The organism is Palleronia marisminoris (assembly GCF_900172315.1).
Lineage (GTDB): Bacteria > Pseudomonadota > Alphaproteobacteria > Rhodobacterales > Rhodobacteraceae > Palleronia > Palleronia marisminoris.
This window is the reverse complement of sequence record NZ_FWFV01000004.1, coordinates 274,067-297,298: the sequence shown is the minus strand read 5'-3', so window position 1 is coordinate 297,298 and position 23,232 is coordinate 274,067. Positions and strand designations below refer to the sequence as shown.

Sequence of the window (23,232 nt, the reverse complement as noted above, 5' to 3'; positions counted from 1 at the left end):
GGCGCCGTGGCCCGCCCCAATCAACTGCGCACCAGCGTCTCGTAGCTTTCGGCTATGTCGAGGGCCATCGCGCCGACCTCGAAGGTGAAGTCGCCGATCTGTCCGACGGGCGTGACCTCGGCCGCGGTGCCGGTCAGCCAGCATTGCTGGAAGCCTTCCAGCTCTTCGGGCATGATGTGGCGCTCGTGGACAGGGATGTCCTTTTCGCGCAGCAGCTGCAGGACGGTCTGGCGGGTGATGCCGTTGAGGAAGCAATCGGGCTTGGGCGTGTGCACCTCGCCGTCCTTGACGAAGAAGATGTTGGCCCCCGTCGCCTCGGCCACGTAGCCGCGATAATCCAGCATCATCGCGTCCGAGCAGCCCTTCGCCTCGGCGGCGTGCTTGGACATGGTGCAGATCATGTAGAGCCCTGCGGCCTTGGCCTCGCTGGGGATCGTCTCGGGCGAGGGGCGCTTCCATTTCGACAGGTCGAGCTTGGCGCCCTTGGTCTTGGCGTCACCGTAATAGGCGCCCCATTCCCACGCCGCGACGGCCATCCGGACGGGGTTGCGGGCGCTGGCGACGCCCATGTCGGGGCCGGCGCCGCGCCACGCGATCGCGCGGACATAGGCGTCGGTCAGGCCGTTGGCCTTCAGGACCTGGGCCTTGGCGTCCTCGATCTGGTCGACGGAATAGGGGACCTCGAAGTCGATCAGGTTGGCCGAGGCGCGCAGCCGCTCGGAGTGCTGGCGCGACTTGAAGATGGTGCCGCCGTAGCAGCGTTCGCCCTCGAACACGGACGAAGCGTAATGCAGCGCGTGGGACAGGATATGCACCTTCGCGTCCCGCCATTCGACCAGTTTGCCGTCCATCCAGATCTTGCCGTCGCGATCGTCGTATCCACCCGACATATTCGCCTCCTCGCATAAAGTTGCGCATGAGTGCCCGCAAGGGACACATTGTTCCGAAATCAGACGGTCAGGTATCCGCGCCGGTTGCATAATGTCAACTATGCTGACATAACTCGTGATCTGAGGTCGCACGGAAAGGTGCAAGCAATGAGCGAAAGTCGCGCACGGGGCGACAGCCTGTTGTTTCTGACGGACGCGCAGCTTCGGCGCGGGATCGAGGCGATGTTCTTCGCCTATCGCGGCTTCACGGCCGACCCCGACCGCATCCTGGACCAGTACGGCTATGGCCGCGCGCACCACCGGGCGATCCACTTCATCAATCGCTGGCCGGGGACGACGGTGAACAACCTGCTGGCGATCCTGGGCGTCACCAAGCAGTCGCTGAACCGGGTGCTGCGGACGCTGGTCGAGGACGGGCTGGTCGAAAGTGCCGTTGGCACCCGCGACCGGCGCGAGCGGCACCTCACCCTGACCGAAAAGGGCCGTGCGCTCGAGACCGAGCTGAACGAGGTGCAGACGGCCCGGATGCGCGACGCCTTCCGCCGCGCGGGACCCGAGGCGGTCTCGGGGTTTCGCACCGTGCTGGAAGAGATGATGGACGAGGATCTCAAGCACCTGTTCGAGGGCACCGCATGAGCGACCGGCCGCATCTGCTGATCGTCGACGATGACGAGCGTATCCGCAGGCTTCTGGGCAAGTTCCTGACGCGCAACGGGTTCTATGCCACAGTCGCGCGGGATGCGGGCCACGCGCGCCGGATCCTCGGCGGGCTGGATTTCGACCTTGCGGTGGTGGACGTGATGATGCCGGGCGAGGACGGCGTCTCGCTGTGCCGGTGGCTGACCGAAACCCGCTCTCTGCCGACGCTGCTGCTGACGGCCAAGGGCGAGACCCAGGACCGTATCGCGGGGCTCGAGGCAGGGGCGGACGACTACCTGCCCAAGCCCTTCGAGCCGAAGGAGCTTCTGCTGCGCATCAACGCCATCCTGCGACGCGTGCCGCCGGCCGAGCCGACCACCGTCCAGCCCAAGGTGCTGACGCTGGGGCCCGTGCGCTACGATATCGGCCGCGGAGAGCTCTGGAGCGGCGAGAGCCTCATCCGCTTGACCGCGACGGAATCCGCTCTCATGCGGATCTTCGCGAGGGCGCCCGGCGCCGCGATCTCCCGCGCGCAGCTGATCGACGATCTGGGCCGCGCCGGACCGGATGGCGAGGGCGCGCAGGACCGCGCCGTCGACGTCCAGATCACCCGCCTGCGCCGCAAGATCGAGAGCGACCCGAAGAACCCGCGCTACCTGCAGACCGTGCGCGGGGCGGGCTACATGCTGATCCCGGACTGATCATCAGCCGGAGAACCTCTCGCTCAGGCGCGCCGCGATCCAGCTTCGCTGACGGGGGATCAGCGCGCTGTTCTTGACGGCGTCGGCCTCGAAGCGCCGCCAGAGCATGTGTCCAAGCGGAGATTGCGACGTCAGCGGCCACGTCCAGGGCTTTTTCCCGCCAGTGAAGTGGAGGAAGGCGACTTGGGCCAGTAGCGAGACCTGGTCGGGCGCCGGCATCTTCGACAGCGATGTGCTCGTGAAGTTGTATTTCGATGGCAGGAACCGTGCATCATAGTTCTCATCGCTCGCGAAGAGCTCGGTGAGGTAGGCCTGTTCGTTCGGAAGGGACTTCTGCGAGGCGAGCTCGAGCAGCCTTTCGCGAAATCCTGCGTCCAGGCAGCGATTCGCCAGGATCATGACGCCGGAATTCATGCTGACATGATCCTTGGGGAACTCGCCCCGGACCATCCCTGCCATCAGCGCCGTCACCTCGGCGGCGGGCCGGCGTGTATCTTCGTCCGTGCGATAGAGGCTGGGCCTCATCCGCGGGCAGACACCCAAGTCCCTGCCGCGCGGTTCGTCGAAGATGCCGTCCGCGTTCTGCAGGCACAGGATATCGGCGTCGATGAACAGCATTTCGTCGACATCATGATCGTCGAAGATCAGCCATTTCAGGAAGGTGTACTTGGCGATCCAGCTTCGCCGATCCTTGCGGCGGATCCGCTCGCGCGACACGACCGAGAACTGCCGGATCTGCTCGTCGGTCACGTGGATTCGCCGATCGGCCAGGGCGGTGACGATGGGGTCGTCGTGCACCACCTTGTCCTGCGTGAAGACGAGGATCGGCAGGTCCAGGAATGACCCGGTGCGCGCCAAACTGTAGATCAGCACCTTGAAGGGATGAAGGAACGAGCGGTCCAGCACGAAGGCCAGGGCACGGCGACCCGTTTCCTGCGTGCCGGCCGCTGCCGTGTCGACCAGCCCGCGCGCTGCCAGATTCCGGATTGTCACAGTTTGACCTCTCGTTCCCGATCGTGATCCTTGTTTGCCGGTTGCCCTAGCGAATGCGATAGGGGCAAGGAAAGAGGTGTTGCGCAACGGAGGTATCGCGTGTCGATCATATGGTTCTCGCACCCCTCGGGGCTCGACCACGTCACCCCGACCGGCCACCCCGAGCAGATCGCCCGGCTGCATGCCGTCGAAGAAGGGTTGCGCCCGCTGAGACTCGATCGGCGGGATGCGCCCGATTGCAGCGACGAGGACATCCTGCTGTGCCATCCCAAGCGCTACCTCGAAGGGATCGAGGCGGCGGCGCCCGAAGCCGGGTCGATCTCGCTTGACGCGGATACGCATATGTCGCCGGGCTCGCTGCTGGCCGCGCGGCACGGGGTGGGGGGCAACATCGCCGCCGTGGATGCGGTGCTGGACGGTGAGGCGAAGGCCGCCTTCGTCGGCTGCCGCCCGCCCGGCCACCACGCCGAGACCGAGACCGCGATGGGGTTCTGCCTGTTCGGCAACGTCGCGATCGCGGCGAAACACGCGCTGGACCGGCGGGGCCTGAAGCGCGTCGCCATCGTCGATTTCGACGTTCACCACGGCAACGGCACCCAGGACCTGCTGTGGGAAGAAGAGCGCGCGCTGTTCGTCTCGTCCCACCAGATGCCGCTCTATCCCGGCACCGGGGCCGAGTCCGAAACCGGTGCGCATGGCCAGATCATCAACGTACCGCTGGATGCGCAAACCGGGGGCGCCGATATGAAGGCGGCCTATCGCGACAAGGTGTTCCCCCGGATCGCCGAGTTCGCGCCCGAACTGATCCTGATCTCGGCGGGGTTCGACGCGCACCGCAACGATCCGCTCGCGGGCCTCAGGTGGGAGGCCGAGGACTTCGCCTGGCTCACCGACTGGCTCTGCGACATCGCGGACGAGCATTGCGGGGGGCGGATCGTCTCGACACTCGAGGGCGGCTATGATCTGACCGCGCTGACCCACAGCGTGAGGGCGCATGTCGAGGTTCTGAAGGAGCGGAGCGCATGAGCGACAAACCCATCGAGGAAATGAGCTTCGAGGAAGCCATGCGCGAACTCGAGGCGGTGGTGAACCATCTCGAAGCTGGCGATGTCGAGCTTGAGCGTTCGATCGAGCTCTACGAGCGCGGCGCCAAACTGAAAGCCCGCTGCGACGCGACGCTGAAGGCGGCTGAAGAGAAGGTTGCCAAGATCACGACGGGCGCGGACGGCCGCCCCACCGGCACCGAACCTCTCGATCCGTGAGCTTCCGCGACAGGCTGACCTCGCGCGCCGATGCGGTCGGCGCGTTCCTTGGTACCCGGATCGGCGCGCTGCCCCCGGGGCCGATTACCGACGCCATGGGCTATGCCTGCAATGGCGGCAAACGGCTGCGCGGGTTCCTGGTACTGGAAAGTGCGGCTCTCTACGGAATCGATGCCGCCGCCCTGCCCGCGGCCGCGGCGATCGAGGCGCTGCATGCTTATTCGCTGGTGCATGACGACCTGCCCTGCATGGATGACGACGACCTGCGGCGGGGACAGCCGACCGTGCATGTCGCCTGGGATGAGGCGACGGCCGTGCTGGTCGGGGACGCGCTGCAAAGCCTCGCCTTCGAACTGGTGGCCGAGGGGGATTTGCCGGCCGAGCGGCGGCTCGACCTGTCGCTGACGCTCGCCCGTGCGTCGGGAGGGGCGGGGATGGTTCTGGGCCAGGCGCTCGACATCGCGGCCGAAACGGCCGAGGCACCGCTGGACCTCAAGGGGATCGGGGCGCTTCAGTCGCTCAAGACCGGGGCGCTGATCGAATGGTCCGCAGCCGCCGGGGCGCGGATGGCCGGTGCGGATACCGGGCCGCTGGCCACTTATGCCCGCGCCATCGGCCTCGCCTTCCAGATCGCCGACGATATCCTCGACGTCGAGGGCGACGCGGCGGCCACCGGCAAGGCCGTCGGCAAGGATGCGGGCGCGAACAAGGCGACCTATGTCTCGCTTCTGGGCCTCGACGCGGCGAAAACCGAGGCGCGGCGGCTGGTCACGCAGGCCGAGGATGCGCTCGCGCCCTTCGGCGACCGCGCCGCGACACTCAGGGACTGCGCGCGGTTCATCGTCACCCGCGATCGCTGAGCTAGGTTTGCGGGTTCCGCCACGGCGGGCTATGTGGATAGGCACATTGGAGACGCCGTGATGAGTGACAGACCGCAGACCCCGACCCTCGACCGCGTCAGCTCTCCCGCCGATCTGCGCAGCATGTCCGATTCCGAGCTTCGGCACGTCGCCGACGAGCTGCGGGCCGAGACGATCCACGCGGTCAGCCAGACGGGCGGCCATCTCGGCGCTGGCCTCGGCGTGGTCGAGCTGACGGTGGCGCTGCATGCCGTCTTCGACACGCCGCGCGACCGGTTGATCTGGGACGTCAGCCACCAAGCCTATCCGCACAAGATCCTGACCGGGCGGCGCGACCGCATCCGGACGATCCGCCAGAAGGACGGGCTGTCGGGCTTCGCCAAGCGCAGCGAGTCGCCTTACGACCCGTTCGGCGCGGGGCACAGCTCGACCTCGATCTCGGCGGCGCTCGGGTTCTCGGTGGCGCGGGATCTGGGCGGGTCGCCCGACCCGAGCCTCGGCGACGCCATCGCCGTTATCGGCGACGGCGCGATGAGTGCTGGCATGGCTTACGAGGCGATGAACAACGCGGGCCATTTGGGCCGGCGCCTCTTCGTGATCCTGAACGACAACGAGATGAGCATCGCGCCCCCGGTCGGCGCCATGTCCTCCTACCTGTCGCGCCTCTATGCCGGCGCGCCGTACCAGGAGTTCAAGGCCGCGGCCAAGGGCGCCGTGGGCTTCCTGCCGCCGCCCTTCCGCGAAGGGGCCCGCCGCGCCAAGGAGATGCTGAAGGGCATGACCATCGGCGGCACGCTGTTCGAAGAGCTGGGGTTCAGCTATATCGGGCCGCTCGACGGGCACGACATGGACCAGCTTCTGCCGATCCTGCGAACGGTGAAGACGCGGGCGGACGGGCCGGTGCTGATTCATTGCATCACCAAGAAGGGCAAGGGCTACGCCCCGGCCGAGGATCGCGCCGACCGCGGACACGCGACCGCGACGTTCAACATCTCGACCGGCGAGCAGAAGAAGGCGAAGTCCAACGCGCCCAGCTACACCAAGGTTTTCGCGCAGGCGCTCCTGGACGAGGCGGCGCGCGACGGCCGGGTCTGCGCCGTGACCGCCGCGATGCCGGACGGCACGGGGCTGGACCAGTTCGCCAACCGTTATCCCAGCCGCTGCTTCGACGTGGGCATCGCCGAACAGCACGCGGTCACCTTCTCGGCGGGGCTCGCCGCCGGGGGGATGAAGCCGTTCTGCGCGATCTATTCCACCTTCCTGCAGCGCGGCTATGACCAGATCGTCCACGACGTTGCGATCCAGCGCCTGCCCGTGCGCTTCGCCATCGACCGCGCCGGGCTCGTGGGCGCGGACGGCGCGACCCACGCGGGCAGCTACGATGTCGCCTTCCTGTCGAACCTGCCGGGCTTCACGGTCATGGCCGCCGCCGACGAGGCCGAGCTGAAGCACATGGTGGCCACGGCCGTCGCACATGACGAGGGCCCGATCGCCTTCCGCTATCCCCGCGGCGAGGGCACCGGGGTCGAGATGCCCGAGCGGGGCGAGGTGCTGGAGATCGGCAAGGGGCGCATGATCCAGAAGGGCGAGGGCGTCGCGATCCTCAGCTTCGGTGCGCGTCTGAAAGAGGTGATGGAGGCCTGCGAAAGCCTTGGTCAGCGCGGCATCACGCCGACGGTCGCCGATGCGCGCTTCGCCAAGCCGCTGGACGAAGAGCTGATCCTGTCGCTCGCCGAGGAGCATGATGCGCTCATCACGGTCGAGGAAGGCACCGTCGGCGGCTTCGGCAGCCATGTCGCGCAGGTCCTGGCCGAGTCCGGCGTGTTCGACAGCGGGCTGAGGTTCCGCTCGATGGTGCTGCCGGACACGTTCATCGATCATGCGAACCCGCGCGACATGTACGCGGCGGCCGGCCTCAACGCCGAGGATATCGAGGCCAAGGTCCTGTCGGTCATGGGGGTCGAAACACTCAGCCGCAGGGCGTGATCATGGGTGTTCCCTCGGTCACTGTTCATCTAGGTTGTGCGCCAATGCCGCACTAGCGGATTGGTGGAGTGCGAGACTCCGGACATTCTTTGGATGGAGGACGATTGTGCGAGGGGACAACAGGGCATTCGGGGAGAGATCCGTAGCCGACGAGGACGCGGTGCCGTGCGTTCGGGTGACGGACCTGTTTCCCGATCTCTGGGCGGAAAGCACGCAAGGCAGCGTCGAGCTGCACGACTGGGCGCAGGGGAGCTACTCGATCTTCTTCACGCATCCGTCCTCCTATTCCCCGACCGCCGAGGTCGAGCTGGTGGACCTCGCGCGGCACAAGGACGACTTCGACGCGCTCGGGTGCAAGGTGATGGGGATGAGCCAGTCCGACCCCCTGACCGAGCGCATGTGGATCCAGGAACTGTCGGAGAAACACGGCCTGGCGATCCCGTTTCCGATCATTTCCGACGAGGACGGCCGCATCGCCGCGATCTGCGGGCTGCGAGAGCAGAACGAGGCGCTCGACCGCCCGGTGGCCAAGACGTTCATCCTTGGCCCTGACCTGCGCATCCGGGCGGTGCAGGAGTATATCCATCCCGTCCCGCGTTCGGCCGCCGAACTGTTGCGGATCGTGGGTTTGCTCAAGTCCGCGCGCATCTAGCCCCGCCGGACCTGCGCCTTCGTCACTGGCTCGCGGCGCGTTTCAGTCTTCGTCCAGAAGGGCCCGAAGGCCGTCCCGGTAGGTGGGATAGGCCAGCTCAACTCCCAGTTCGTCCTTGATGCGGTCGTTCCTGACGCGCTTGGATTCAGCATAGAAGCTGCGCGCCATGGGCGACAGGTCGGCTGCCTCGAACGGGATCTCGGGCGGTCGGGGGACGCCCAGAAGATCGGCCGCATGGGCGATCACGTCCTGCGGCGGAGCGGGGTCGTCGTCGCAGACGTTGTAGATCGCTCCGGGGCGGGGGTGGTCGATGGAGGCTTCGAGCACGGCGGCGATGTCCTCGACATGGATGCGCGAAAAGACCTGGCCCTGCTTCACGATCCGCCGGGCCTTGCCCGCACGGACCTTCGCGAAGGGGCCGCGGCCGGGGCCGTAGATGCCGGCAAGCCGAAAGATGTGGAGCCGCAGCCCATGGGACTGAAGCGCCCGCCAGCCGGCCTCGGCCCGGACCCGCGCGGCCCCCCGCGCGGTCGAGGGATTCAGCGGCGTGTCCTCGTCCACCCAGCCGCCGCCGTAATCGCCGTAGACGCCGGTGGTCGAAAGATACGCGAACCACTCCAGGTCCGCCGCGGCGAGCGCACCGCCATAGGTCTCGAGCACCAGGTCGCCGTCATCGGGGGACACCGAATGAACCACGTGCGTCGCCCAATTGATATGGGGGCCAAGATCATCCTCGCCAGGCCAGACGAGCGGCGGGATACCGGCGGATGCGAGGGCCTCGGCCTTGTCCGCGCTGCGGGTGGTGCCCCGAACCTCCCACCCCCGTGCCAGAAGGCGCGGGACGAGCGCTCGGGCGGAATAGCCGCAGCCGATGGCCAGAAGCCTCATGGAATGCAATCCTTTGCTGTCTTCGACGCACACTAGCGCGCGGGCGAAGACAGCAAAACCCGATCCGGCGTGCCGTGACGGCAGAAGGGGCACGTGCGTGCAGGACCGGCCGCGGCTTGCGGTCGCCCGTGGATACCCCATAGTGCCACCGAAAAAGGAGAGGTCCATGACCGAAAGCCTGCCGATCGAAACCCCGGACCTGCCGGGGCACGAGGCCTTCACGGACGCCGCCGCCGCCGTCGAGCGTCTGCGCATGCTCTATGACGAGGCGGTCAGCTTCCTGACCCGGCACTTCCACGCCGCGCTGAAGTCGCACACCGGCGTCGGCGTTCGTTACCGCGCCTTCTACCCCGAGATTCGCCTGACCGCGACCAGCTACACCCACGCCGACAGCCGCCTGTCCTTCGGCCATGTCACGCAGCCGGGTCGATACTCCACCACCGTCACGCAGCCCGACCTCTTCGCCAGCTACCTCGAAAAGCAGATCGCCCTGCTTTTGCAGACGCAGAGCGGCACCGTCTATGTGGGCGTCTCTGAAACGCCGATGCCGCTGCACTTCGCGGTCGCCAAGGCCGGCCTGACCGTGCCGCAGGACGGGTCGATGACCTTCTCGCTGCGCGACGTGTTCGACACGCCTGATCTGAAGGTCACGCATGATGCTATCGTGAACGGCGAGGGCTTCCTCTACGAGGATGGCTCGCGCCCGCTTGCGCCCTTCACGGCGCAGCGGGTGGATTATTCGCTGGCCCGCCTGTCGCACTACACGGCGACCGACGCCGCGCATTTCCAGAACCACGTGCTGTTCACGAACTACCAGTTCTACGTGGACGAGTTCGAAGCCTATGCGCGCGAGGCGCTGGCCGATCCCGACTCGGGCTACACCGCGTTCGTCGGGCCCGGCAACCAGGTCATCACCGATCCCGAGGCCGTGCTGGAGCCCATCCCGAAGATGCCCCAGATGCCGAGCTATCACCTGCAGCGCCCGGGCGGGCAGGGAATCACGCTGGTCAACATCGGGGTCGGCCCTTCGAACGCCAAGACGGCGACGGACCACATCGCCGTGCTGCGCCCGCATGTCTGGCTGATGGTCGGGCACTGCGCCGGCTTGCGCAACTCGCAGCGGTTGGGCGACTTCGTGCTCGCCCACGCCTACCTGCGCGAGGACAAGGTGCTGGACGACGACCTGCCGATCTGGGTGCCGATCCCGGCGCTGGCCGAGGTGCAGATCGCGCTGGAGGACGCCGTCGAAGAGGTCGCCGAGCTGGAAGGCTACGAGCTGAAGCGGATCATGCGGACGGGCACGGTCGCGACTCTCGACAACCGCAACTGGGAGTTGCGGGACAATTCCGGCCCGGTGCAGCGGCTCAGCCAGAGCCGGGCGGTGGCGCTCGACATGGAAAGTGCCACGATCGCCGCGAACGGGTTCCGGTTTCGCGTTCCCTACGGAACCTTGCTCTGCGTCAGCGATAAACCGCTGCATGGAGAACTGAAGCTGCCCGGCATGGCGACCGATTTCTACAAGACCCAAGTGGCCCGACACCTGCTGATCGGGGTCAGGGCGATGGAAAAACTGCGGGAAATGCCGCTTGAGAGGTTGCATTCCCGAAAGCTGCGTTCGTTCGAGGAAACAGCTTTCCTTTGACGACAGGAACACGAAAACCCCATGTTTTACGGGACTGACGTCCGCCCACGTTCTTGTGTTGAGGGCGCGGATGGCGTTTAGTCCCGTGCACTGCCCAAGCGGCGCGAAACAAAACGGAGTGATCCATGGCCCAGAAACCGATGACGAAATCTCAGCTCGTCACCGCCATTGCCGAGAAGATGGGAACGCAGAAGAAAGAGGCCACCGAGGCCCTCGATGCGATCACCCAGATCATCACGGACGAAGTCTCGCAGGGCGGCGCCGTGACGCTTCCCGGGGTCGGCAAGATCTACTGCCGCGAGCGGCCCGAGCGCATGGTGCGCAACCCGGCCACCGGCGAGCAGATGAAGAAGGACGCCGACAAGGTAGTGAAGATGACCATCGCCAAGGCGCTGAAGGACAGCGTCAACAACTGATTTTCCGCTCTTCGGAGAGGAAACGAGGCGCGCCGGAAGGTGCGCCTTTTTCTTTTGGGCTTCTGGTGCGGGCAAAAAAAGCCCCGCGCATCCCGAAGGATGGCGGGGCCAAGGTAGTGCCGATCGGACGCGCCCGCACATGGGGGCACACTCCGTCGGCACTGGCGGTAACCGCTGGCGCGCCTGGGCTTAGATGAGCTCGGCGCGGATCTGTTGCCTGAGAGAGTCGATGGGCACGCGCTGGCCGTCCCGGATGAAGCTCCAGTAGGTCCAGCCGTTGCACGAGGGCGCGCCGTCGATGGCCGCGCCGACCTGGTGGATGGAGCCAGTCAGCTTGTCGCTGCACAGCGTCCCGTCCGCGCGGATCTTGGCCATCACGCCCTTGGAGTTCACCAGCGTCTCACCGGGGCGCAGGAGGCCCCGTTCGACCAGCGTTCCGAACGGCACGCGGGGTTCGGAACGCTTGCCCTGACTGACGCAAAGCGCGGCCTTCTCGTAGGGGCGCACGCGGCTCAGGCGCTCTTCGGCGGCATCGATATAGGCCTGCTCGCGCTCGATCCCGATAAAGCGGCGGCCCAGCATCTTGGCCACGGTGCCGGTCGTCCCCGTCCCGAAGAACGGGTCGAGCACCACGTCGCCGGGATCGGTCGAGCCGACCAGGACCCGGTGCAGCAGCGATTGCGGCTTCTGCGTCGGATGCGCCTTGTGCCCGTCCGCGCCCTTCAGCCGCTCGTGCCCCGAGCAGATGGGCAGCGTCCAATCGGATCGCATCTGCGTGCCCTCGTTCAGGGCCTTCAGCGCATCGTAGTTGAACGTGTAGCGTGACTTTTCGCTCTTGGCGGCCCAGATCAGGGTCTCGTGGGCGTTGGTCAGGCGCTTGCCGCGGAAGTTCGGCATGGGGTTCGTCTTGCGCCACACCACGTCGTTCAGGATCCAGTAGCCCGCATCCTGAAGCGAGGCGCCGACCCGGAAGATGTTGTGGTACGAGCCGATGACCCAGATCGCGCCATCGGGTTTCAGAACCCGCCGCGCCGCCTTGAGCCACGCGCGGGTGAACGCGTCGTAGGTCTCGAAGCTGGCGAAACGGTCCCAGTCGTCGTCAACCGCATCCACGCGGCTGCCTTCGGGACGGTGCAGGTCGCCCTTCAGTTGAAGGTTGTAGGGGGGGTCCGCGAAGATCAGGTCGACCGAGGACTCCGGCAAGCCCTCCATCACCTCGATGCAATCACCGCGCACGATACTGTCGAGAGGCAGGGTCGCTGCCTCCGGTCCGCTCTGCGTCATTTCACTGCCTCAATTTGCAGCCCGGTTTTTTTTTGGTGGGCCGCTTGTTATGTCAGGCAGATTGTCCGGGCCGGTGCCGGCTTTCAAAGACTATTTGCTGTCGCAGATCGCAAAATCTTCTTGAACCAAGATGTTGTGGACCGGCTTGAACGTGCGCCTATGGTGTGTGGTCACACCGTGTCTTTTCAGTCCCAGCAGATGCGCGGCCGTGCCGTAGCCCATGTTCGTCTCCCAGCCATAACCGGGGAATTGTTGCGCGAGGGTCAACATGCCCAGATCTCGACAATTTTTTGCCACAATCGAGGCGGCCGCGATCGACATGGACAGGCTGTCGCCCTTCACGACCGGCTCGGCCCGGCAGGGCAGCACCGGGGGCAGGCGGTTTCCGTCGATCAGAAGGGCGTCGGGCGCGACCGGCAGCGCCTCGACCGCGCGGCACATGGCGAGGAAGGTCGCCTGCAGGATGTTGATCCGGTCGACCTCTTCCACGCTGGCCTCGCCGATGCCGACATGGGCACAGAGCGCGATTTCGCCCGCCAAGCGGCCGCGCGTGGGCGCGTCGAGCATCTTGCTGTCGTCGAGCCCCTCCGGGACGTTGCACGGAAACAGTACCACCGCCGCGGCGACCACGGGGCCGGCCAGAGGGCCACGGCCGACCTCGTCGACGCCGGCGACGATTCGGGCACCCTGCGCGTGCAGGCGGGATTCCAGGAACAGGTCAGGCATGGGGCGGGGATGCCGTCAGGGCAGCCATCCCGCAATACAAAAATGGGCGAGGGCACATGGCCCCCGCCCCAGGTTGCACGGTCCGCTGCCCGAGATGTGCGATTCTAGACAGGGCAGACCGTGCGAAGGGCGCACGCTCAATAGTGGCGGCGTGCGACCCTCCATCCGTTGTGCTGCAGGCACCGCGCCTCGTAGACGCGGGCCAGGCGACGATTGACGCGGATGTCGGTCTCGCAGCGGCGCGGCAGATGGCGCAGGTTGACCCCGGACCGGGCGAGGCAACGCTGGCCGAACACGCTGTAGGTGCCGCGCCTGGTGTCGAGATGGCGCAGGCAGCTTCCGGGCAGGGCGCGAACCGATCCGCGGCGGGAATGGCCGTAGCCGCGATTGGGCTGGCCCGCATGGACCTCGACATCGACATTCCCGTTCTGCGACAGCGCCGCGCCGAGCCCGAGGATCACGGCACCCGCGATGATGCCGGCCGCCTGCCGGTCGTCGAGCGCCTGGGCGGGGGCGGTTGCGATCGGTGCGACCGCGAGGGTCAGGCCGATAGCCGCGGCGGCGAGGGTGCGAAACATGTGAGCCTCCGGTTTGAGGATGACTGGGCTCGGCCCCGTCTGTGTGAGGAAAGGGATAGGGTCGACCCCTTCGGACAGGCAATGACGGTGCCTTGTCATGCGATGACGGCGCCGCATGTCTCAGGCAGTCATTGCATGACAGGTGGCGCCGACCGAGACGGGATGCGCCAGTAGACAAGGACCGGACAGAGGATGACCCGCGCCACCCGCATAGCCTTCATCGTGACCGTAGCACTCGGCTTGTCCGCCGCCGCGGCGCGGGCCGAGTGTATCGTCGACTACAAGGCGAAGCGGGACGGACCCCTGCAACTGCATTACGGGGTGATCCAGTTGGACGAGGCTGAATGCGAGGAACCCGCGCTCGCGGTGGCCGAGCGGATTGCCGTGGACGGGTGGACGCTTCTGACCGTGATGGATCGCCTCACCGAGGCGGAGGCGGAAGAGAGACAAGGCGATGCTGGCGCGTATTACCTCCGTTACTGAAAGCTCGAAGGGGATCGCCCGCCTGATCGGGGGCGGCGTCGTGGCGGTCGTTGCGATCCTGGGGATCACCGCGGCGCTTCTGCTGACCAGCCTTCCCGATGCCAACGCCTTCAACGCGCGGGTCGAGCGTCTCTTTGTCGAGAACGCCGACCTGACCGGGGGCGAGACGATTCGCCTGCTCGAGATCCTCGCGCAGTCGGGCACCGCCTTCTCCGAGGTTCTGGCGAGCTACCGCGTGGTCCTGTTCGTGCTGCTGGTCTTCGCCACGGCGCTTCTGATCGCGGCGCTGGTGTTCCTGGTCATCCTCGTCTCGCTCTATCGTCGCCTGGGCGAGATCGAGCGGTCGGGCATCCAGGTCTCGTCGCTGCACATCGCGCGCGAATCGCGATCGGTAAGCCTCAATGACATGGAGTTCACCCTGACCGAGGCGGCCATCGAGACGCTGAGCGTGCTGGCCGAGGCCCGGATGGACGACGACATCCTCACCGGGGCCGAGATCGAATCGATGGTTTCGGGACGCAAGCTGCCCGATTGCGACGAGGCCGCCGGGGCGACCCGGATCAAGCGGTTGCGCGATGCGCTGGGCAACCAGCTGGTCAGCGAGCTTCTGATCCGCACGGTGGCCCGGCGCGGCTACGTCCTGTCGATCGACAAGGACGTCATCCGGATGAACTGAGGCTCAGCTTGCGTCGCAGCCGATGATCTCGGCCGCGCCGCGTTCGCCCAGTACCGTGATACGCAGCGTCTCCCGGTCTAGGGCCAGCGGCTGGCCGCGCGGAGCGGCAAGATCGGCCTCGGCCATCAGGATGCCGCCTTGGCGGTGGGTCTTCGGCTCCGAGATCCAGAGGCTAGGGTCCGACGGTTCGAACACGATTTCCTCGACCGTGCCGAGCGGCGGCATGTTCAACTGCACCGACAGGCGCGCTCCGCCACCGGGCGCAAGCTGCACATCGCACCGGGCGGTCGCCAGCCCGACCTCGCCCTCGGTGAACGGTCGGTCGGCCAGAGCCGCGCGGATGCGCGCGTCCTGGCGCACCGGGGCGGGGGACAGTTCGGCCCGCGCCGTGGCCTCGACCGGCACGCAAACGTCCTTGCAGACGCCCATGTCGACCCCCAGCCGAAGCGAGATCGGCGCGGTCGCATCCTTCGGCGTGACCTCGATCGGCAGGACGACCCCGTCCTCGTAGACCACCGAGCGCATGCCGCTCTGGCGGATGACGCTCGGCACCGGCCAGTGGATCCGGACTGCCGCGACGTTCTGCGAGCCGGACCAGTTGAAGCTGGGCGGAATGCCGGCCTCGCCCGGGCGCCGCCAGTAGGTTTTCCAGCCCGGGGTGAGCCGAATTTCGAGGCCTGCCATGTGGCGGCCGTCCTCCATCCGCCAGCCGGGCAGCAGGCTGAACCCCTTCACCGCGTGGCTGTCGGCATGGGCGGCGGGGGAAAGGATGGCGAAGATCGCGCATAACAGGAAATATCGCATACCTGTTCCATAGCGATCGATGTGCCGCGGGGAAAAGTCACAACCGCGAGACGTTGGCACAGGGATAGGGTTGCGCGGCGCTTGGGTCACGCCATGTTCAGGGACATGACAGATGTGACCGAACTGACCGGGAAGCTTCTCATCGCCATGCCGGGCATGGGTGATCCGCGATTCGAAAAGAGCGTGGTGGTCGTCGTCGCCCATGGCGCCGATGGCGGGATGGGGTTGATCGTGAACAAGCCGGCCCCGTCAATCGGGCTGGGCCACCTGTTCGAGCAGCTCTCGATCGAGGGCCAGTCGGGCGGAGACAAGCTGGTCTATTTCGGCGGGCCGGTCGAAAACTCGCGCGGCTTCGTGTTGCACGACGCCGATTACCGCCAGGATGACACGACCCTGTCCATCGATCCGCAGTTCGGAATGACGGCGACGCTGGACATACTCAGGGCGATGGCCGAGGGCGGCGGGCCCGAAAAGTCGCTGGTCGCCTTGGGATATGCCGGATGGGGTCCGGGTCAGCTGGAAGAGGAGATCGCCGAAAACGGTTGGCTGATCGCCGATGCAAACCCGGACCTTGTTTTTTCCGACGACCACTCCGGCAAGTGGATCGCGGCGATCGAGACGTTGGGGATCGATCCCATCATGCTGTCCGCCGAAGGCGGGCGAGCGTAGCTCAATAGCCCGCCGCCGCCTCGCGTGCGATCGCGTCGATGTTGCCGCGCGCAACGCCGATATCGTCCAGGTCACGCTGGCTCATGCGGGCCAGTTCGTTGTAGACGCGGTTGTATTCGGCGCGACGGGCCAGGTGGGTGCGGATCGCGGTGCGGGTCCGGGCGATGATGCTCGTGTCGAAGCGGATGTCTGTCAAAGCGGCCATGGTAGCCTCCTGTAGGGTTCGTTTCCTTCTGGCCCCTACATGGGCCTATTTGGTGATAGCGAGAACATCCACATTTCGAAGGCCGCCATGCACTCGCTGCAACGCAGCAAATTTTACGTTCTGTCGCAAAAGCAAAAGGCCCCGCCGGTTGGGCGGGGCCTTTCTTTTCGTTGCGCGGCCGATCAGTGAACCACGGCATCCTGCGGCGGTTGCCGGTTCGATGCGGCGACCCGGTCGCCCACCAGAAGTCCGTCGGACCCAGCGTCGACCATGACGGTTGCGCCGTCCTCGATGTCGCCGGCCAGGATCATCTCGGCCAGCTGGTCCTGCAGCGCGCGCTGGATCACCCGCTTGAGCGGGCGAGCGCCGAAGACCGGGTCGTAGCCTTCATCCGCCAGCCACTTGCGGGCGGCGTCGGACAGGTCGAGCGTGATCTTGCGCTGGGCAAGCCGCTGTTCCAGCCGGTGCAGCTGGATCTCGACGATCCCGGTCATGTCCTCGCGGCCGAGGCGGTCGAAGATCACCGTCTCGTCCAGCCGGTTCAGGAACTCGGGCCGGAAATGCGCCCGGACCGCGTCCATCACGTCGCGCTTGGCCGTCGCGCTGTCCGCCCCGTCGGGAAGCTGGCTGAGCGCCTGCGACCCGAGGTTCGAGGTCAGGATGATCAGCGTCTGCTTGAAGTCGACGTGCCGCCCTTGCCCGTCGGTCAGAACGCCGTCGTCCAGCACCTGCAGCAGGACGTTGAACACGTCCGGGTGGGCCTTCTCGACCTCGTCGAACAGGATCACCTGGTAGGGACGCCGGCGCACGGCCTCGGTCAGGACACCGCCCTCGTCATAGCCGACATAGCCCGGAGGGGCGCCGATCAGGCGGGCGACGGCGTGTTTCTCCATGAACTCGGACATGTCGATTCGCACCATCGCCTGGTCGTCGTCGAAGAGGTATTCGGCAACGGCCTTGGTCAGCTCGGTCTTGCCGACGCCGGTGGGTCCGAGGAACAGGAACGAGCCGAGCGGCCGGTTCTCGTCGTTCAGACCGGCGCGCGCCCGCCGCACAGCATTCGCCACGGCGCGGACGGCGGTCTTCTGGCCGATGACGCGCTTGCCCAGCTCTTCTTCCATGCGCAGCAGCTTGTCGCGCTCGCCTTCCAGCATCTTCGAGGTCGGGATGCCGGTCCAGCGTTCGACCACCTGCGCGATCTGTTCGGGGCGGACGGCCTCTTCGACCATCAGCTCGTCCTCGCGCTCTTCCGCCTCGCCGAGTTTGCGCTCGAGATCGGGAATGCGGCCATATTGCAGCTCGCCGGCCTTGGCGAAGTCGCCCTCGCGCTTGGCACGGTCCAGCTCGATCCGGGCGTGGTCCAGCTCTTCCTTCAGGCGCCGCGAGGTGTCGAGCTTGTCACGCTCGGCCTGCCATTTGGCGGTCATCTCGGCGGCACGCTCGCGCAGCTCGGCAAGGTCCTTCTCGATGGTGGCAAGGCGATCCTTCGAGGGCTGGTCGTCCTCTTTCCGCAGGGCCTCGGCCTCGATCTGCTTCTGCAGGATGTCGCGGTCGAGCGCGTCCAGTTCCTCCGGCTTGCTGTCGACCTCCATCCGCAGGCGGCTGGCGGCCTCGTCCACGAGGTCGATCGCCTTGTCGGGCAGGAAACGGTCGGTGATGTAGCGGTGCGACAGGGTTGCCGCCGCCACGAGGGCCGAGTCGCTGATCCGCACGCCGTGGTGCAGTTCGTACTTCTCCTTGATGCCGCGCAGGATCGAAACGGTGTCCTGCACCGTCGGCTCCTCGACCAGGATCGGCTGGAAGCGACGGGCGAGGGCTGCGTCCTTCTCGACATGCTTGCGGTACTCGTCGAGCGTGGTGGCGCCGACGCAGTGCAACTCGCCCCGCGCGAGAGCGGGCTTCAGCAGGTTGGACGCATCCATCGCGCCATCGGCCTTCCCGGCGCCGACAAGCGTGTGCATCTCGTCGATGAACAGAACGATCTCGCCCGCGGCGGCCTCGATCTCCTTCAGTATGGACTTGAGGCGCTCCTCGAACTCGCCGCGATACTTCGCGCCTGCGATCAGGGACCCCATGTCGAGCGCCAGCAGCTTCTTGTTGCGCAGCGATTCGGGCACGTCGCCGTTGATGATGCGCAGGGCGAGGCCCTCGGCGATGGCGGTCTTGCCGACGCCGGGTTCACCGATCAGCACCGGGTTGTTCTTGGTGCGGCGCGACAGGACCTGCATGGTGCGGCGGATCTCGTCGTCACGCCCGATAATCGGGTCGATCTTGCCCTCGCGGGCGCGCGCGGTCAGGTCGATCGAGTACTTCTTCAGCGCCTCGTAGCCTTCCTCGGCCGTGGCCGAATCGGCGGTGCGGCCCTTGCGGACCTCGTTGATCGCGGCGTTCAGGTTCTGGGCGTTCACGGCGCCCGCATCCAGCGCGTCCTTGGCCTTGGATTTCACCATGGCAAGCGCGGTCAGGATCCGTTCGATCGGCACGAAGCTGTCGCCAGCTTTTTGGGCAAGCTTCTCGGCCTCGTCCAGCACGCGCGCCGTCTGCTGGTCCAGATAGACCTGTCCCGCATCGCCCGAGACCTTGGGCTGCTTGCCAAGCGCAAGCTCGACCTGTTCGGCCACGCGCTGGGGCGAGCCCCCGGATTTCGTGATCAGGTTCGCGGCAAGGCCCTGGTCGTCGTCCAGAAGCGCCTTCAACAGGTGCTCAGGCACCAGCCGCTGGTGGTTTTCGCGCATGGCGATGGTCTGTGCGGCCTGAATGAAGCCGCGTGACCGCTCGGTGAACTTCTCGAGGTTCATCTGCTTTCTCTCCTCTTCAAGCGCCCCGCCAACCGCCCGTTATGGCACGGTTTTCGCAGGGCCTCGCCGCATAGATGGGGAGGAGGCAACACCTCATCAAGATCCCATCTCACGGTCGAGTGATCGCTTGACGGGAACTTATCCACATGCCTGCGCGTCATTTTGCCAAATGGGGGTGCACCCCGACCGAGCAGCGAAAGACAGAAAAGATGACAGGCGATTCCGCGAAAATCATACCCGGAGGTGCCGGCATGATCGTACTCGATGCCGCATTCGACCACGTCCGCCGCGACCGCGACTTCGGCCGCGTCGAAGCGTACGTGACCCTACTCATCAAGCGGGCCGGCGAGGCCGCCCGTCCGGTTCGTGTCCGCACGAACGTGACGGATCGGGGAACGCAGACCCTGCGGGTCAGGCTGTTGGAGAACGCGGCCAGTCTCGCGGATTACGTCATGCGCCGCGATGCATCTGGCCAGATGGACCACGCCGCCTAGGCCTGATCCATTGACGGAGAACAAAGGACCGGCCCCTGAGGGCCGGTCTTTTTCGTTACTCCTCCTCGGTATCGAGGCACTCTTCCCGGGTGTTCGCGTCGGGGCCCGACGGCGTCGGGATGAAGGCGGCGCCGCCCGTGTCGCTGTCGCGCACGATGTCCTGGCACTCTTCGGGGTCGAGGTTGGTCTGCGCGTCCCGACCGGCGGGAAGCACCCCGGGCTCGGTGCTGTCTTGCGGCCCGGGGGTGTCGACATTCTCGGCATCGCCGGTGCCGACGGTTTCCTCGTCGATCAGGAACTCTTCGGTCGCGGGTTGATCGGGGACGCGCAGGGTGGCCGCCGCGGGTTCCTCGCTTTGCACGCCATCGGCACCACCGGCCTGAGTGGCCTCGGTCGAGAGAAGCTCGGGGGTTACCCCATCCGAGGTCTCGGTAGAGGTCTCGGCGCCGTCCAGAGTGTCATCGACGGTGTTCGAGACCTGCTCGTCGGCATCGGTCTCGCCCTCGACGTCGCTGCCAGTGGTGACGACATCATCGGCGGCGGGAACCGCTTCCACCCCGTCGGCCGCCGGTTCGACGTCATCCACCTGTTCGGTGATGCCTTCCTCTGTCTCGTCGGCGATCGGACCCTCGTTCTCGACCATGCCGGCGGGTTCTCCCTCGGGCAGGGTGCCGGAGCCGGCGGGTTCGCCTTCGACGCTGTCCTCGGCAATGACGGTGGGCTCGTCCGGCGGCGCCTCTTCCTCGCTGATGGCAAGAACGCCGGCGATGATCGCAACGACGACGACGCCGATGATCGCGATGGGAAGGAGCGGGTTGCCCGATCCCTTGGGTGAATTGGCCATGAGATGCCTCCGCTCGGATGTCTGTCTTCTTGGAACGGGCCGGTGTGAGGGCTTGTTCCCGCCTTGTCGCTCCGCCGCAGATGGGGCAGAGCGATCCGAAATCAAGGAGGTAACGCATGGCGGACGAACGGCTGATCGTGGCGATCGACACGGGCGACGCGCTGAGCGGGCTGAAGCTGGCGAACCGGCTGGGCGACGCGGTGGGGTTCTACAAGATCGGGTTGGGGATGCTGACCATGGGCGGCCTCGCGCTTGCGCGCGAGTTGAAGGACGACCACGGCAAGCGCATCTTCCTCGACATGAAGCTGTTCGACATCGGCGCGACGGTCGAGCAGGCGGTGCGCGGCTTGTGCCAGTTCGACATCGACTTCCTGACCGTCCATGGCGACCCCCACGTGGTCCGCGCGGCGATGGAAGGGGCGGCCGGAACGAAGACGAAGATCCTGGCGGTGACCGTCCTGACTTCGCTCGACCGGGGCGACCTCGATGACGCGATGATCCGCGCGGGCGATCTGGGCGAAGTCACGACCGAGCGCGCCGCCCGCGCCCTTGCCGCCGGGGCCGACGGGGTGATCGCCTCGCCGCATGAGGCCGCTGCGATCCGCGCGCTGTCCGAGGCCGAGGGGCGGCTGATCGTGACGCCCGGCGTGCGCCCGGCAGGGGCGGCCTCCGGCGACCAGAAGCGCATCGCGACCCCCCGCGGCGCCGTCGAGGCGGGGGCGGACCACATCGTCGTCGGCCGCCCGGTCTGGCAGGCCAGCGACCCGGCCGCCGCCGCGCGCGCCATCGTGGACGAGCTCGAAGGCTGACTTAGATCGCGGACGAACCCCCGAAGGAGCGACCCATGACCCTTTACGCCGTCGGCGACATTCACGGCTTCTCGGCGCAGCTCGACCGGGCGCTCGGGCTGATCGATGCCGACGGCGGGCCTGACGCGCAGATCTACTTCCTCGGCGACTATACCGACCGCGGACCGGACAGCCGCGGGGTGCTGGACCGGCTGATCGCCGGCCGGGACGCGGGGCGGCCGTGGAAGTTCTGCAAGGGCAATCACGACCGGATGTTCCAGCGCTTCCTTGAGGCCGAAGCCGAGAATGATGACCGCATCGGCTCGGGCAAGTCGTGGTTCCACCGCGCGCTTGGCGGCAGCCGGACACTGGGGTCCTACGGGCTCGATGGCGAGGCGCAGGGTTTCCTGATGAATGGCGGTGTCGAGACGCTGGCCAGCTACGAGGTGGACGGCCGGTCGGTGTCCAAGGCGGAACTCGCCCGCGCCGCGCGGGACGCCATCCCCGAGGCGCACCGCACCTTCCTCGAAGACCTGCCGTTGTTCCACGAGACGGACGACCTGATCTTCGTCCATGCGGGGCTGCGGCCGGGCATCCCGCTGCACGAGCAGGACGAGGACGACCTTCTGTGGATTCGCAAGGGCTGGCTGGAAAGTTCGGCCGATCACGGACGGCTGGTCATCCACGGCCATACCGCGCTCGACTTCCCCGCCCATCACGGCAACCGGGTCAACATCGACGGCGGCGCGGGGTTCGGCAATCCGCTGGTCCCGGTGGCGATCGAGGGCGGGTCGATCTTCACGCTGGACGAAGACGGGCGCACACCGCTGGAGCCCGGGCGCTAGGGCGCGCCCTCTTCCCCGCGGCGCCTCGATACGGTAAGGGGCCGCGATCCGAGAAAGGGGTTTTCCATGGGCTACAGAATCGCCGTCGTCGGCGCCACGGGCAACGTGGGCCGCGAAATGCTGAGCATCCTCGCCGAACGCGGCTTCCCGGCCGACGAGGTGGTGGCGCTTGCCTCGCGGAAGTCGCTGGGCACCGAAGTCAGCTATGGCGACACGACGCTGAAGACCAAGGACCTCGACACGTTCGATTTCGCAGGGTTCGACATGGCGCTGTTCGCCATCGGCTCGGACGCGACGAAGACCTATGCTCCCAAGGCTGCCAAGGCCGGCTGCGTCGTGATCGACAATTCGTCGCTCTATCGCTACGACCCGGACGTCCCGCTGATCGTGCCCGAGTGCAACCCGGAGGCGATCCACGAGTATTCCAAGAAGAACATCATCGCGAACCCCAACTGCTCGACCGCGCAGATGGTGGTGGCGCTGAAGCCCCTGCACGATCGGGCGAAGATCAAGCGCGTCGTCGTCTCGACCTACCAGTCCGTCTCGGGCGCGGGGAAAGAGGGGATCGACGAGCTGTGGGACCAGACCAAGTCGATCTACAACCCCGTCGACAACAAGCCGCCGAAAAAGTTCACCAAGCAGATCGCCTTCAACGTCATTCCCCATATCGACGTCTTCATGGATGACGGCTCGACCAAGGAAGAGTGGAAGATGGTCGCCGAGACCAAGAAGATCCTCGACACCTCGATCAAGGTCCAGGCGACCTGCGTGCGCGTCCCGGTCTTCGTCGGCCACTCGGAATCGGTGAACATCGAGTTCGAGGAGTTCCTCGACGAGCACGAGGCGCGCGACATCCTGCGCGAAGCGCCCGGGATCATGGTCGTCGACAAGCGCGAAGACGGTGGCTACATCACCCCGATCGAATGCGTGGGCGATTTCGCGACCTTCATCAGCCGCATTCGCCAGGATTCGACGATCGAGAACGGCATCTCCCTGTGGTGCGTCAGCGACAACCTGCGCAAGGGCGCGGCGCTGAACGCGGTGCAGATAGCCGAGCTTCTCGGGCGCGAAGTGCTGAAGAAGGGCTGACCTGATCCCGCCGGGTGACG

General features: G+C 66.5%; 26 protein-coding genes. 16 read left to right on the top strand and 10 right to left on the bottom strand.

Translation table 11 applies throughout. The features are described from left to right. Nucleotides 1–20 precede the first annotated feature (20 nt). A complete protein-coding gene (locus PAM7066_RS09440; RefSeq protein WP_085853904.1) occupies nt 21–890 on the bottom strand; it encodes a branched-chain amino acid aminotransferase in 870 nt (289 codons plus the stop codon). Nucleotides 891–1,037: 147 nt separating this feature from the next. Here PAM7066_RS09440 and PAM7066_RS09435 point away from each other — a divergent pair, with 147 nt between their 5' ends. Together PAM7066_RS09435 and PAM7066_RS09430 are read left to right on the top strand one after the other, a co-directional pair. Continuing rightward, nucleotides 1,038–1,526, top strand: a complete 489-nt coding sequence (locus tag PAM7066_RS09435; protein ID WP_085853903.1) for a MarR family winged helix-turn-helix transcriptional regulator — start codon at nt 1,038–1,040, stop codon at nt 1,524–1,526. Continuing rightward, nucleotides 1,523–2,230, top strand: coding sequence for a response regulator (locus tag PAM7066_RS09430; RefSeq protein ID WP_085853902.1), 708 nt, complete (start codon nt 1,523–1,525; stop codon nt 2,228–2,230). Before PAM7066_RS09435 ends, PAM7066_RS09430 begins: the two co-directional genes overlap by 4 nt. Before the next feature lie 3 nt (nt 2,231–2,233). Here PAM7066_RS09430 and PAM7066_RS09425 read toward each other — a convergent pair whose 3' ends face one another. After that, entirely contained in the window at nt 2,234–3,223 is a 990-nt protein-coding gene (locus PAM7066_RS09425) for a glycosyltransferase (protein ID WP_175484614.1), read from the bottom strand. Between the two features lie 99 nt (nt 3,224–3,322). Between PAM7066_RS09425 and PAM7066_RS09420 the strand changes: the two genes are divergently transcribed. From PAM7066_RS09420 to PAM7066_RS18930, 5 genes are all read left to right on the top strand, one after another. Continuing rightward, on the top strand, nt 3,323–4,249 hold the full coding sequence (locus PAM7066_RS09420; protein WP_085853900.1) for a histone deacetylase family protein: 927 nt from the start codon (nt 3,323–3,325) through the stop codon (nt 4,247–4,249). Continuing rightward, on the top strand, nt 4,246–4,485 hold the full coding sequence (locus PAM7066_RS09415; protein WP_085853899.1) for an exodeoxyribonuclease VII small subunit: 240 nt from the start codon (nt 4,246–4,248) through the stop codon (nt 4,483–4,485). The genes PAM7066_RS09420 and PAM7066_RS09415 overlap by 4 nt, the downstream gene beginning before the upstream one ends. Further along, nucleotides 4,482–5,345, top strand: coding sequence for a polyprenyl synthetase family protein (locus tag PAM7066_RS09410; RefSeq protein ID WP_370738086.1), 864 nt, complete (start codon nt 4,482–4,484; stop codon nt 5,343–5,345). Before PAM7066_RS09415 ends, PAM7066_RS09410 begins: the two co-directional genes overlap by 4 nt. Nucleotides 5,346–5,405: 60 nt before the next feature. After that, nucleotides 5,406–7,331 (top strand): 1-deoxy-D-xylulose-5-phosphate synthase, encoded by a 1,926-nt coding sequence (dxs, locus tag PAM7066_RS09405; RefSeq protein WP_085853898.1) that lies wholly within the window; start codon nt 5,406–5,408, stop codon nt 7,329–7,331. Between the two features lie 160 nt (nt 7,332–7,491). Continuing rightward, complete coding sequence (locus PAM7066_RS18930) at nt 7,492–7,983, top strand: redoxin domain-containing protein (protein ID WP_175484613.1); 492 nt, start codon at nt 7,492–7,494, stop codon at nt 7,981–7,983. 42 nt (nt 7,984–8,025) lie between these two features. Here PAM7066_RS18930 and PAM7066_RS09395 read toward each other — a convergent pair whose 3' ends face one another. Continuing rightward, the gene (locus tag PAM7066_RS09395; protein WP_085853896.1) at nt 8,026–8,871 is read right to left on the bottom strand and encodes an SDR family oxidoreductase; all 846 of its coding nucleotides are present in this window, start codon (nt 8,869–8,871) and stop codon (nt 8,026–8,028) included. Nucleotides 8,872–9,037: 166 nt separating this feature from the next. Here PAM7066_RS09395 and PAM7066_RS09390 point away from each other — a divergent pair, with 166 nt between their 5' ends. Together PAM7066_RS09390 and PAM7066_RS09385 are read left to right on the top strand one after the other, a co-directional pair. Beyond that, nucleotides 9,038–10,513 carry an AMP nucleosidase gene (locus PAM7066_RS09390; RefSeq protein ID WP_085853895.1) on the top strand — a complete coding sequence of 492 codons (1,476 nt, stop codon included), beginning with the start codon at nt 9,038–9,040 and terminating at the stop codon, nt 10,511–10,513. 125 nt (nt 10,514–10,638) lie between these two features. After that, nucleotides 10,639–10,929 carry an HU family DNA-binding protein gene (locus PAM7066_RS09385; RefSeq protein ID WP_085853894.1) on the top strand — a complete coding sequence of 97 codons (291 nt, stop codon included), beginning with the start codon at nt 10,639–10,641 and terminating at the stop codon, nt 10,927–10,929. A gap of 189 nt (nt 10,930–11,118) precedes the next feature. Here the strand turns inward: PAM7066_RS09385 and PAM7066_RS09380 are convergent, their stop codons facing one another. From PAM7066_RS09380 to PAM7066_RS09370, 3 genes are all read right to left on the bottom strand, one after another. Further along, nucleotides 11,119–12,213, bottom strand: coding sequence for a site-specific DNA-methyltransferase (locus PAM7066_RS09380; protein ID WP_085853893.1), 1,095 nt, complete (start codon nt 12,211–12,213; stop codon nt 11,119–11,121). A 90-nt stretch (nt 12,214–12,303) separates the two neighbouring features. Then, nucleotides 12,304–12,939 carry a ribonuclease HII gene (rnhB, locus tag PAM7066_RS09375; protein WP_085853892.1) on the bottom strand — a complete coding sequence of 212 codons (636 nt, stop codon included), beginning with the start codon at nt 12,937–12,939 and terminating at the stop codon, nt 12,304–12,306. Between the two features lie 137 nt (nt 12,940–13,076). Then, nucleotides 13,077–13,517 (bottom strand): hypothetical protein, encoded by a 441-nt coding sequence (locus tag PAM7066_RS09370; RefSeq protein ID WP_085853891.1) that lies wholly within the window; start codon nt 13,515–13,517, stop codon nt 13,077–13,079. A gap of 192 nt (nt 13,518–13,709) precedes the next feature. Here PAM7066_RS09370 and PAM7066_RS09365 point away from each other — a divergent pair, with 192 nt between their 5' ends. Further along, complete coding sequence (locus PAM7066_RS09365) at nt 13,710–14,000, top strand: hypothetical protein (protein ID WP_085853890.1); 291 nt, start codon at nt 13,710–13,712, stop codon at nt 13,998–14,000. Continuing rightward, complete coding sequence (locus PAM7066_RS09360) at nt 13,972–14,676, top strand: winged helix-turn-helix domain-containing protein (protein WP_090928857.1); 705 nt, start codon at nt 13,972–13,974, stop codon at nt 14,674–14,676. The genes PAM7066_RS09365 and PAM7066_RS09360 overlap by 29 nt, the downstream gene beginning before the upstream one ends. A gap of 3 nt (nt 14,677–14,679) precedes the next feature. Here the strand turns inward: PAM7066_RS09360 and PAM7066_RS09355 are convergent, their stop codons facing one another. Continuing rightward, nucleotides 14,680–15,480, bottom strand: a complete 801-nt coding sequence (locus tag PAM7066_RS09355) for a protein-disulfide reductase DsbD domain-containing protein (protein WP_085853889.1) — start codon at nt 15,478–15,480, stop codon at nt 14,680–14,682. A gap of 105 nt (nt 15,481–15,585) precedes the next feature. Here PAM7066_RS09355 and PAM7066_RS09350 point away from each other — a divergent pair, with 105 nt between their 5' ends. After that, complete coding sequence (locus tag PAM7066_RS09350) at nt 15,586–16,149, top strand: YqgE/AlgH family protein (RefSeq protein ID WP_085853945.1); 564 nt, start codon at nt 15,586–15,588, stop codon at nt 16,147–16,149. Between the two features lies 1 nt (nt 16,150). Here the strand turns inward: PAM7066_RS09350 and PAM7066_RS09345 are convergent, their stop codons facing one another. Together PAM7066_RS09345 and clpB are read right to left on the bottom strand one after the other, a co-directional pair. Further along, nucleotides 16,151–16,354 (bottom strand): DUF1127 domain-containing protein, encoded by a 204-nt coding sequence (locus tag PAM7066_RS09345; RefSeq protein WP_085853888.1) that lies wholly within the window; start codon nt 16,352–16,354, stop codon nt 16,151–16,153. 182 nt (nt 16,355–16,536) lie between these two features. Further along, nucleotides 16,537–19,152: an ATP-dependent chaperone ClpB gene (clpB, locus tag PAM7066_RS09340; protein ID WP_085853887.1), complete on the bottom strand. Its 2,616-nt coding sequence runs from the start codon at nt 19,150–19,152 to the stop codon at nt 16,537–16,539. 251 nt (nt 19,153–19,403) lie between these two features. On the opposite strand from clpB, the gene PAM7066_RS09335 reads away from it, so the two are divergent. After that, nucleotides 19,404–19,646 carry a hypothetical protein gene (locus PAM7066_RS09335; RefSeq protein ID WP_139214979.1) on the top strand — a complete coding sequence of 81 codons (243 nt, stop codon included), beginning with the start codon at nt 19,404–19,406 and terminating at the stop codon, nt 19,644–19,646. A gap of 55 nt (nt 19,647–19,701) precedes the next feature. Here the strand turns inward: PAM7066_RS09335 and PAM7066_RS09330 are convergent, their stop codons facing one another. Then, nucleotides 19,702–20,490, bottom strand: coding sequence for a hypothetical protein (locus PAM7066_RS09330; protein ID WP_085853885.1), 789 nt, complete (start codon nt 20,488–20,490; stop codon nt 19,702–19,704). Nucleotides 20,491–20,606: 116 nt separating this feature from the next. On the opposite strand from PAM7066_RS09330, the gene pyrF reads away from it, so the two are divergent. The 3 genes from pyrF to PAM7066_RS09315 all read left to right on the top strand — a co-directional run bounded on the left by pyrF (nt 20,607) and on the right by PAM7066_RS09315 (nt 23,212). Next, nucleotides 20,607–21,299: an orotidine-5'-phosphate decarboxylase gene (gene pyrF / locus PAM7066_RS09325; protein ID WP_085853884.1), complete on the top strand. Its 693-nt coding sequence runs from the start codon at nt 20,607–20,609 to the stop codon at nt 21,297–21,299. A gap of 35 nt (nt 21,300–21,334) precedes the next feature. Then, the gene (locus tag PAM7066_RS09320) at nt 21,335–22,123 is read left to right on the top strand and encodes a metallophosphoesterase (RefSeq protein ID WP_085853883.1); all 789 of its coding nucleotides are present in this window, start codon (nt 21,335–21,337) and stop codon (nt 22,121–22,123) included. Between the two features lie 66 nt (nt 22,124–22,189). After that, nucleotides 22,190–23,212, top strand: a complete 1,023-nt coding sequence (locus PAM7066_RS09315; protein ID WP_085853882.1) for an aspartate-semialdehyde dehydrogenase — start codon at nt 22,190–22,192, stop codon at nt 23,210–23,212. The last annotated feature ends 20 nt before the right edge of the window (nt 23,213–23,232 follow it).

What these genes read in the sequence shown, in the direction of transcription:
- PAM7066_RS09330 (WP_085853885.1), bottom strand. Translation starts at nt 20,490, where the DNA reads ATGGCCAATTCACCCAAGGGATCGGGCAACCCGCTCCTTCCCATCGCG.
- PAM7066_RS09440 (WP_085853904.1), bottom strand. Translation starts at nt 890, where the DNA reads ATGTCGGGTGGATACGACGATCGCGACGGCAAGATCTGGATGGACGGC.
- PAM7066_RS09315 (WP_085853882.1), top strand. Translation starts at nt 22,190, where the DNA reads ATGGGCTACAGAATCGCCGTCGTCGGCGCCACGGGCAACGTGGGCCGC.
- PAM7066_RS09385 (WP_085853894.1), top strand. Translation starts at nt 10,639, where the DNA reads ATGGCCCAGAAACCGATGACGAAATCTCAGCTCGTCACCGCCATTGCC.
- PAM7066_RS09395 (WP_085853896.1), bottom strand. Translation starts at nt 8,871, where the DNA reads ATGAGGCTTCTGGCCATCGGCTGCGGCTATTCCGCCCGAGCGCTCGTC.
- PAM7066_RS09335 (WP_139214979.1), top strand. Translation starts at nt 19,404, where the DNA reads ATGATCGTACTCGATGCCGCATTCGACCACGTCCGCCGCGACCGCGAC.
- PAM7066_RS09435 (WP_085853903.1), top strand. Translation starts at nt 1,038, where the DNA reads ATGAGCGAAAGTCGCGCACGGGGCGACAGCCTGTTGTTTCTGACGGAC.
- dxs (WP_085853898.1), top strand. Translation starts at nt 5,406, where the DNA reads ATGAGTGACAGACCGCAGACCCCGACCCTCGACCGCGTCAGCTCTCCC.
- PAM7066_RS09350 (WP_085853945.1), top strand. Translation starts at nt 15,586, where the DNA reads ATGACAGATGTGACCGAACTGACCGGGAAGCTTCTCATCGCCATGCCG.
- PAM7066_RS09320 (WP_085853883.1), top strand. Translation starts at nt 21,335, where the DNA reads ATGACCCTTTACGCCGTCGGCGACATTCACGGCTTCTCGGCGCAGCTC.
- PAM7066_RS09380 (WP_085853893.1), bottom strand. Translation starts at nt 12,213, where the DNA reads ATGACGCAGAGCGGACCGGAGGCAGCGACCCTGCCTCTCGACAGTATC.
- PAM7066_RS09365 (WP_085853890.1), top strand. Translation starts at nt 13,710, where the DNA reads ATGACCCGCGCCACCCGCATAGCCTTCATCGTGACCGTAGCACTCGGC.
- PAM7066_RS09355 (WP_085853889.1), bottom strand. Translation starts at nt 15,480, where the DNA reads ATGCGATATTTCCTGTTATGCGCGATCTTCGCCATCCTTTCCCCCGCC.
- PAM7066_RS09345 (WP_085853888.1), bottom strand. Translation starts at nt 16,354, where the DNA reads ATGGCCGCTTTGACAGACATCCGCTTCGACACGAGCATCATCGCCCGG.
- rnhB (WP_085853892.1), bottom strand. Translation starts at nt 12,939, where the DNA reads ATGCCTGACCTGTTCCTGGAATCCCGCCTGCACGCGCAGGGTGCCCGA.
- PAM7066_RS09430 (WP_085853902.1), top strand. Translation starts at nt 1,523, where the DNA reads ATGAGCGACCGGCCGCATCTGCTGATCGTCGACGATGACGAGCGTATC.
- PAM7066_RS09370 (WP_085853891.1), bottom strand. Translation starts at nt 13,517, where the DNA reads ATGTTTCGCACCCTCGCCGCCGCGGCTATCGGCCTGACCCTCGCGGTC.
- PAM7066_RS09360 (WP_090928857.1), top strand. Translation starts at nt 13,972, where the DNA reads ATGCTGGCGCGTATTACCTCCGTTACTGAAAGCTCGAAGGGGATCGCC.
- pyrF (WP_085853884.1), top strand. Translation starts at nt 20,607, where the DNA reads ATGGCGGACGAACGGCTGATCGTGGCGATCGACACGGGCGACGCGCTG.
- PAM7066_RS09415 (WP_085853899.1), top strand. Translation starts at nt 4,246, where the DNA reads ATGAGCGACAAACCCATCGAGGAAATGAGCTTCGAGGAAGCCATGCGC.
- PAM7066_RS09390 (WP_085853895.1), top strand. Translation starts at nt 9,038, where the DNA reads ATGACCGAAAGCCTGCCGATCGAAACCCCGGACCTGCCGGGGCACGAG.
- clpB (WP_085853887.1), bottom strand. Translation starts at nt 19,152, where the DNA reads ATGAACCTCGAGAAGTTCACCGAGCGGTCACGCGGCTTCATTCAGGCC.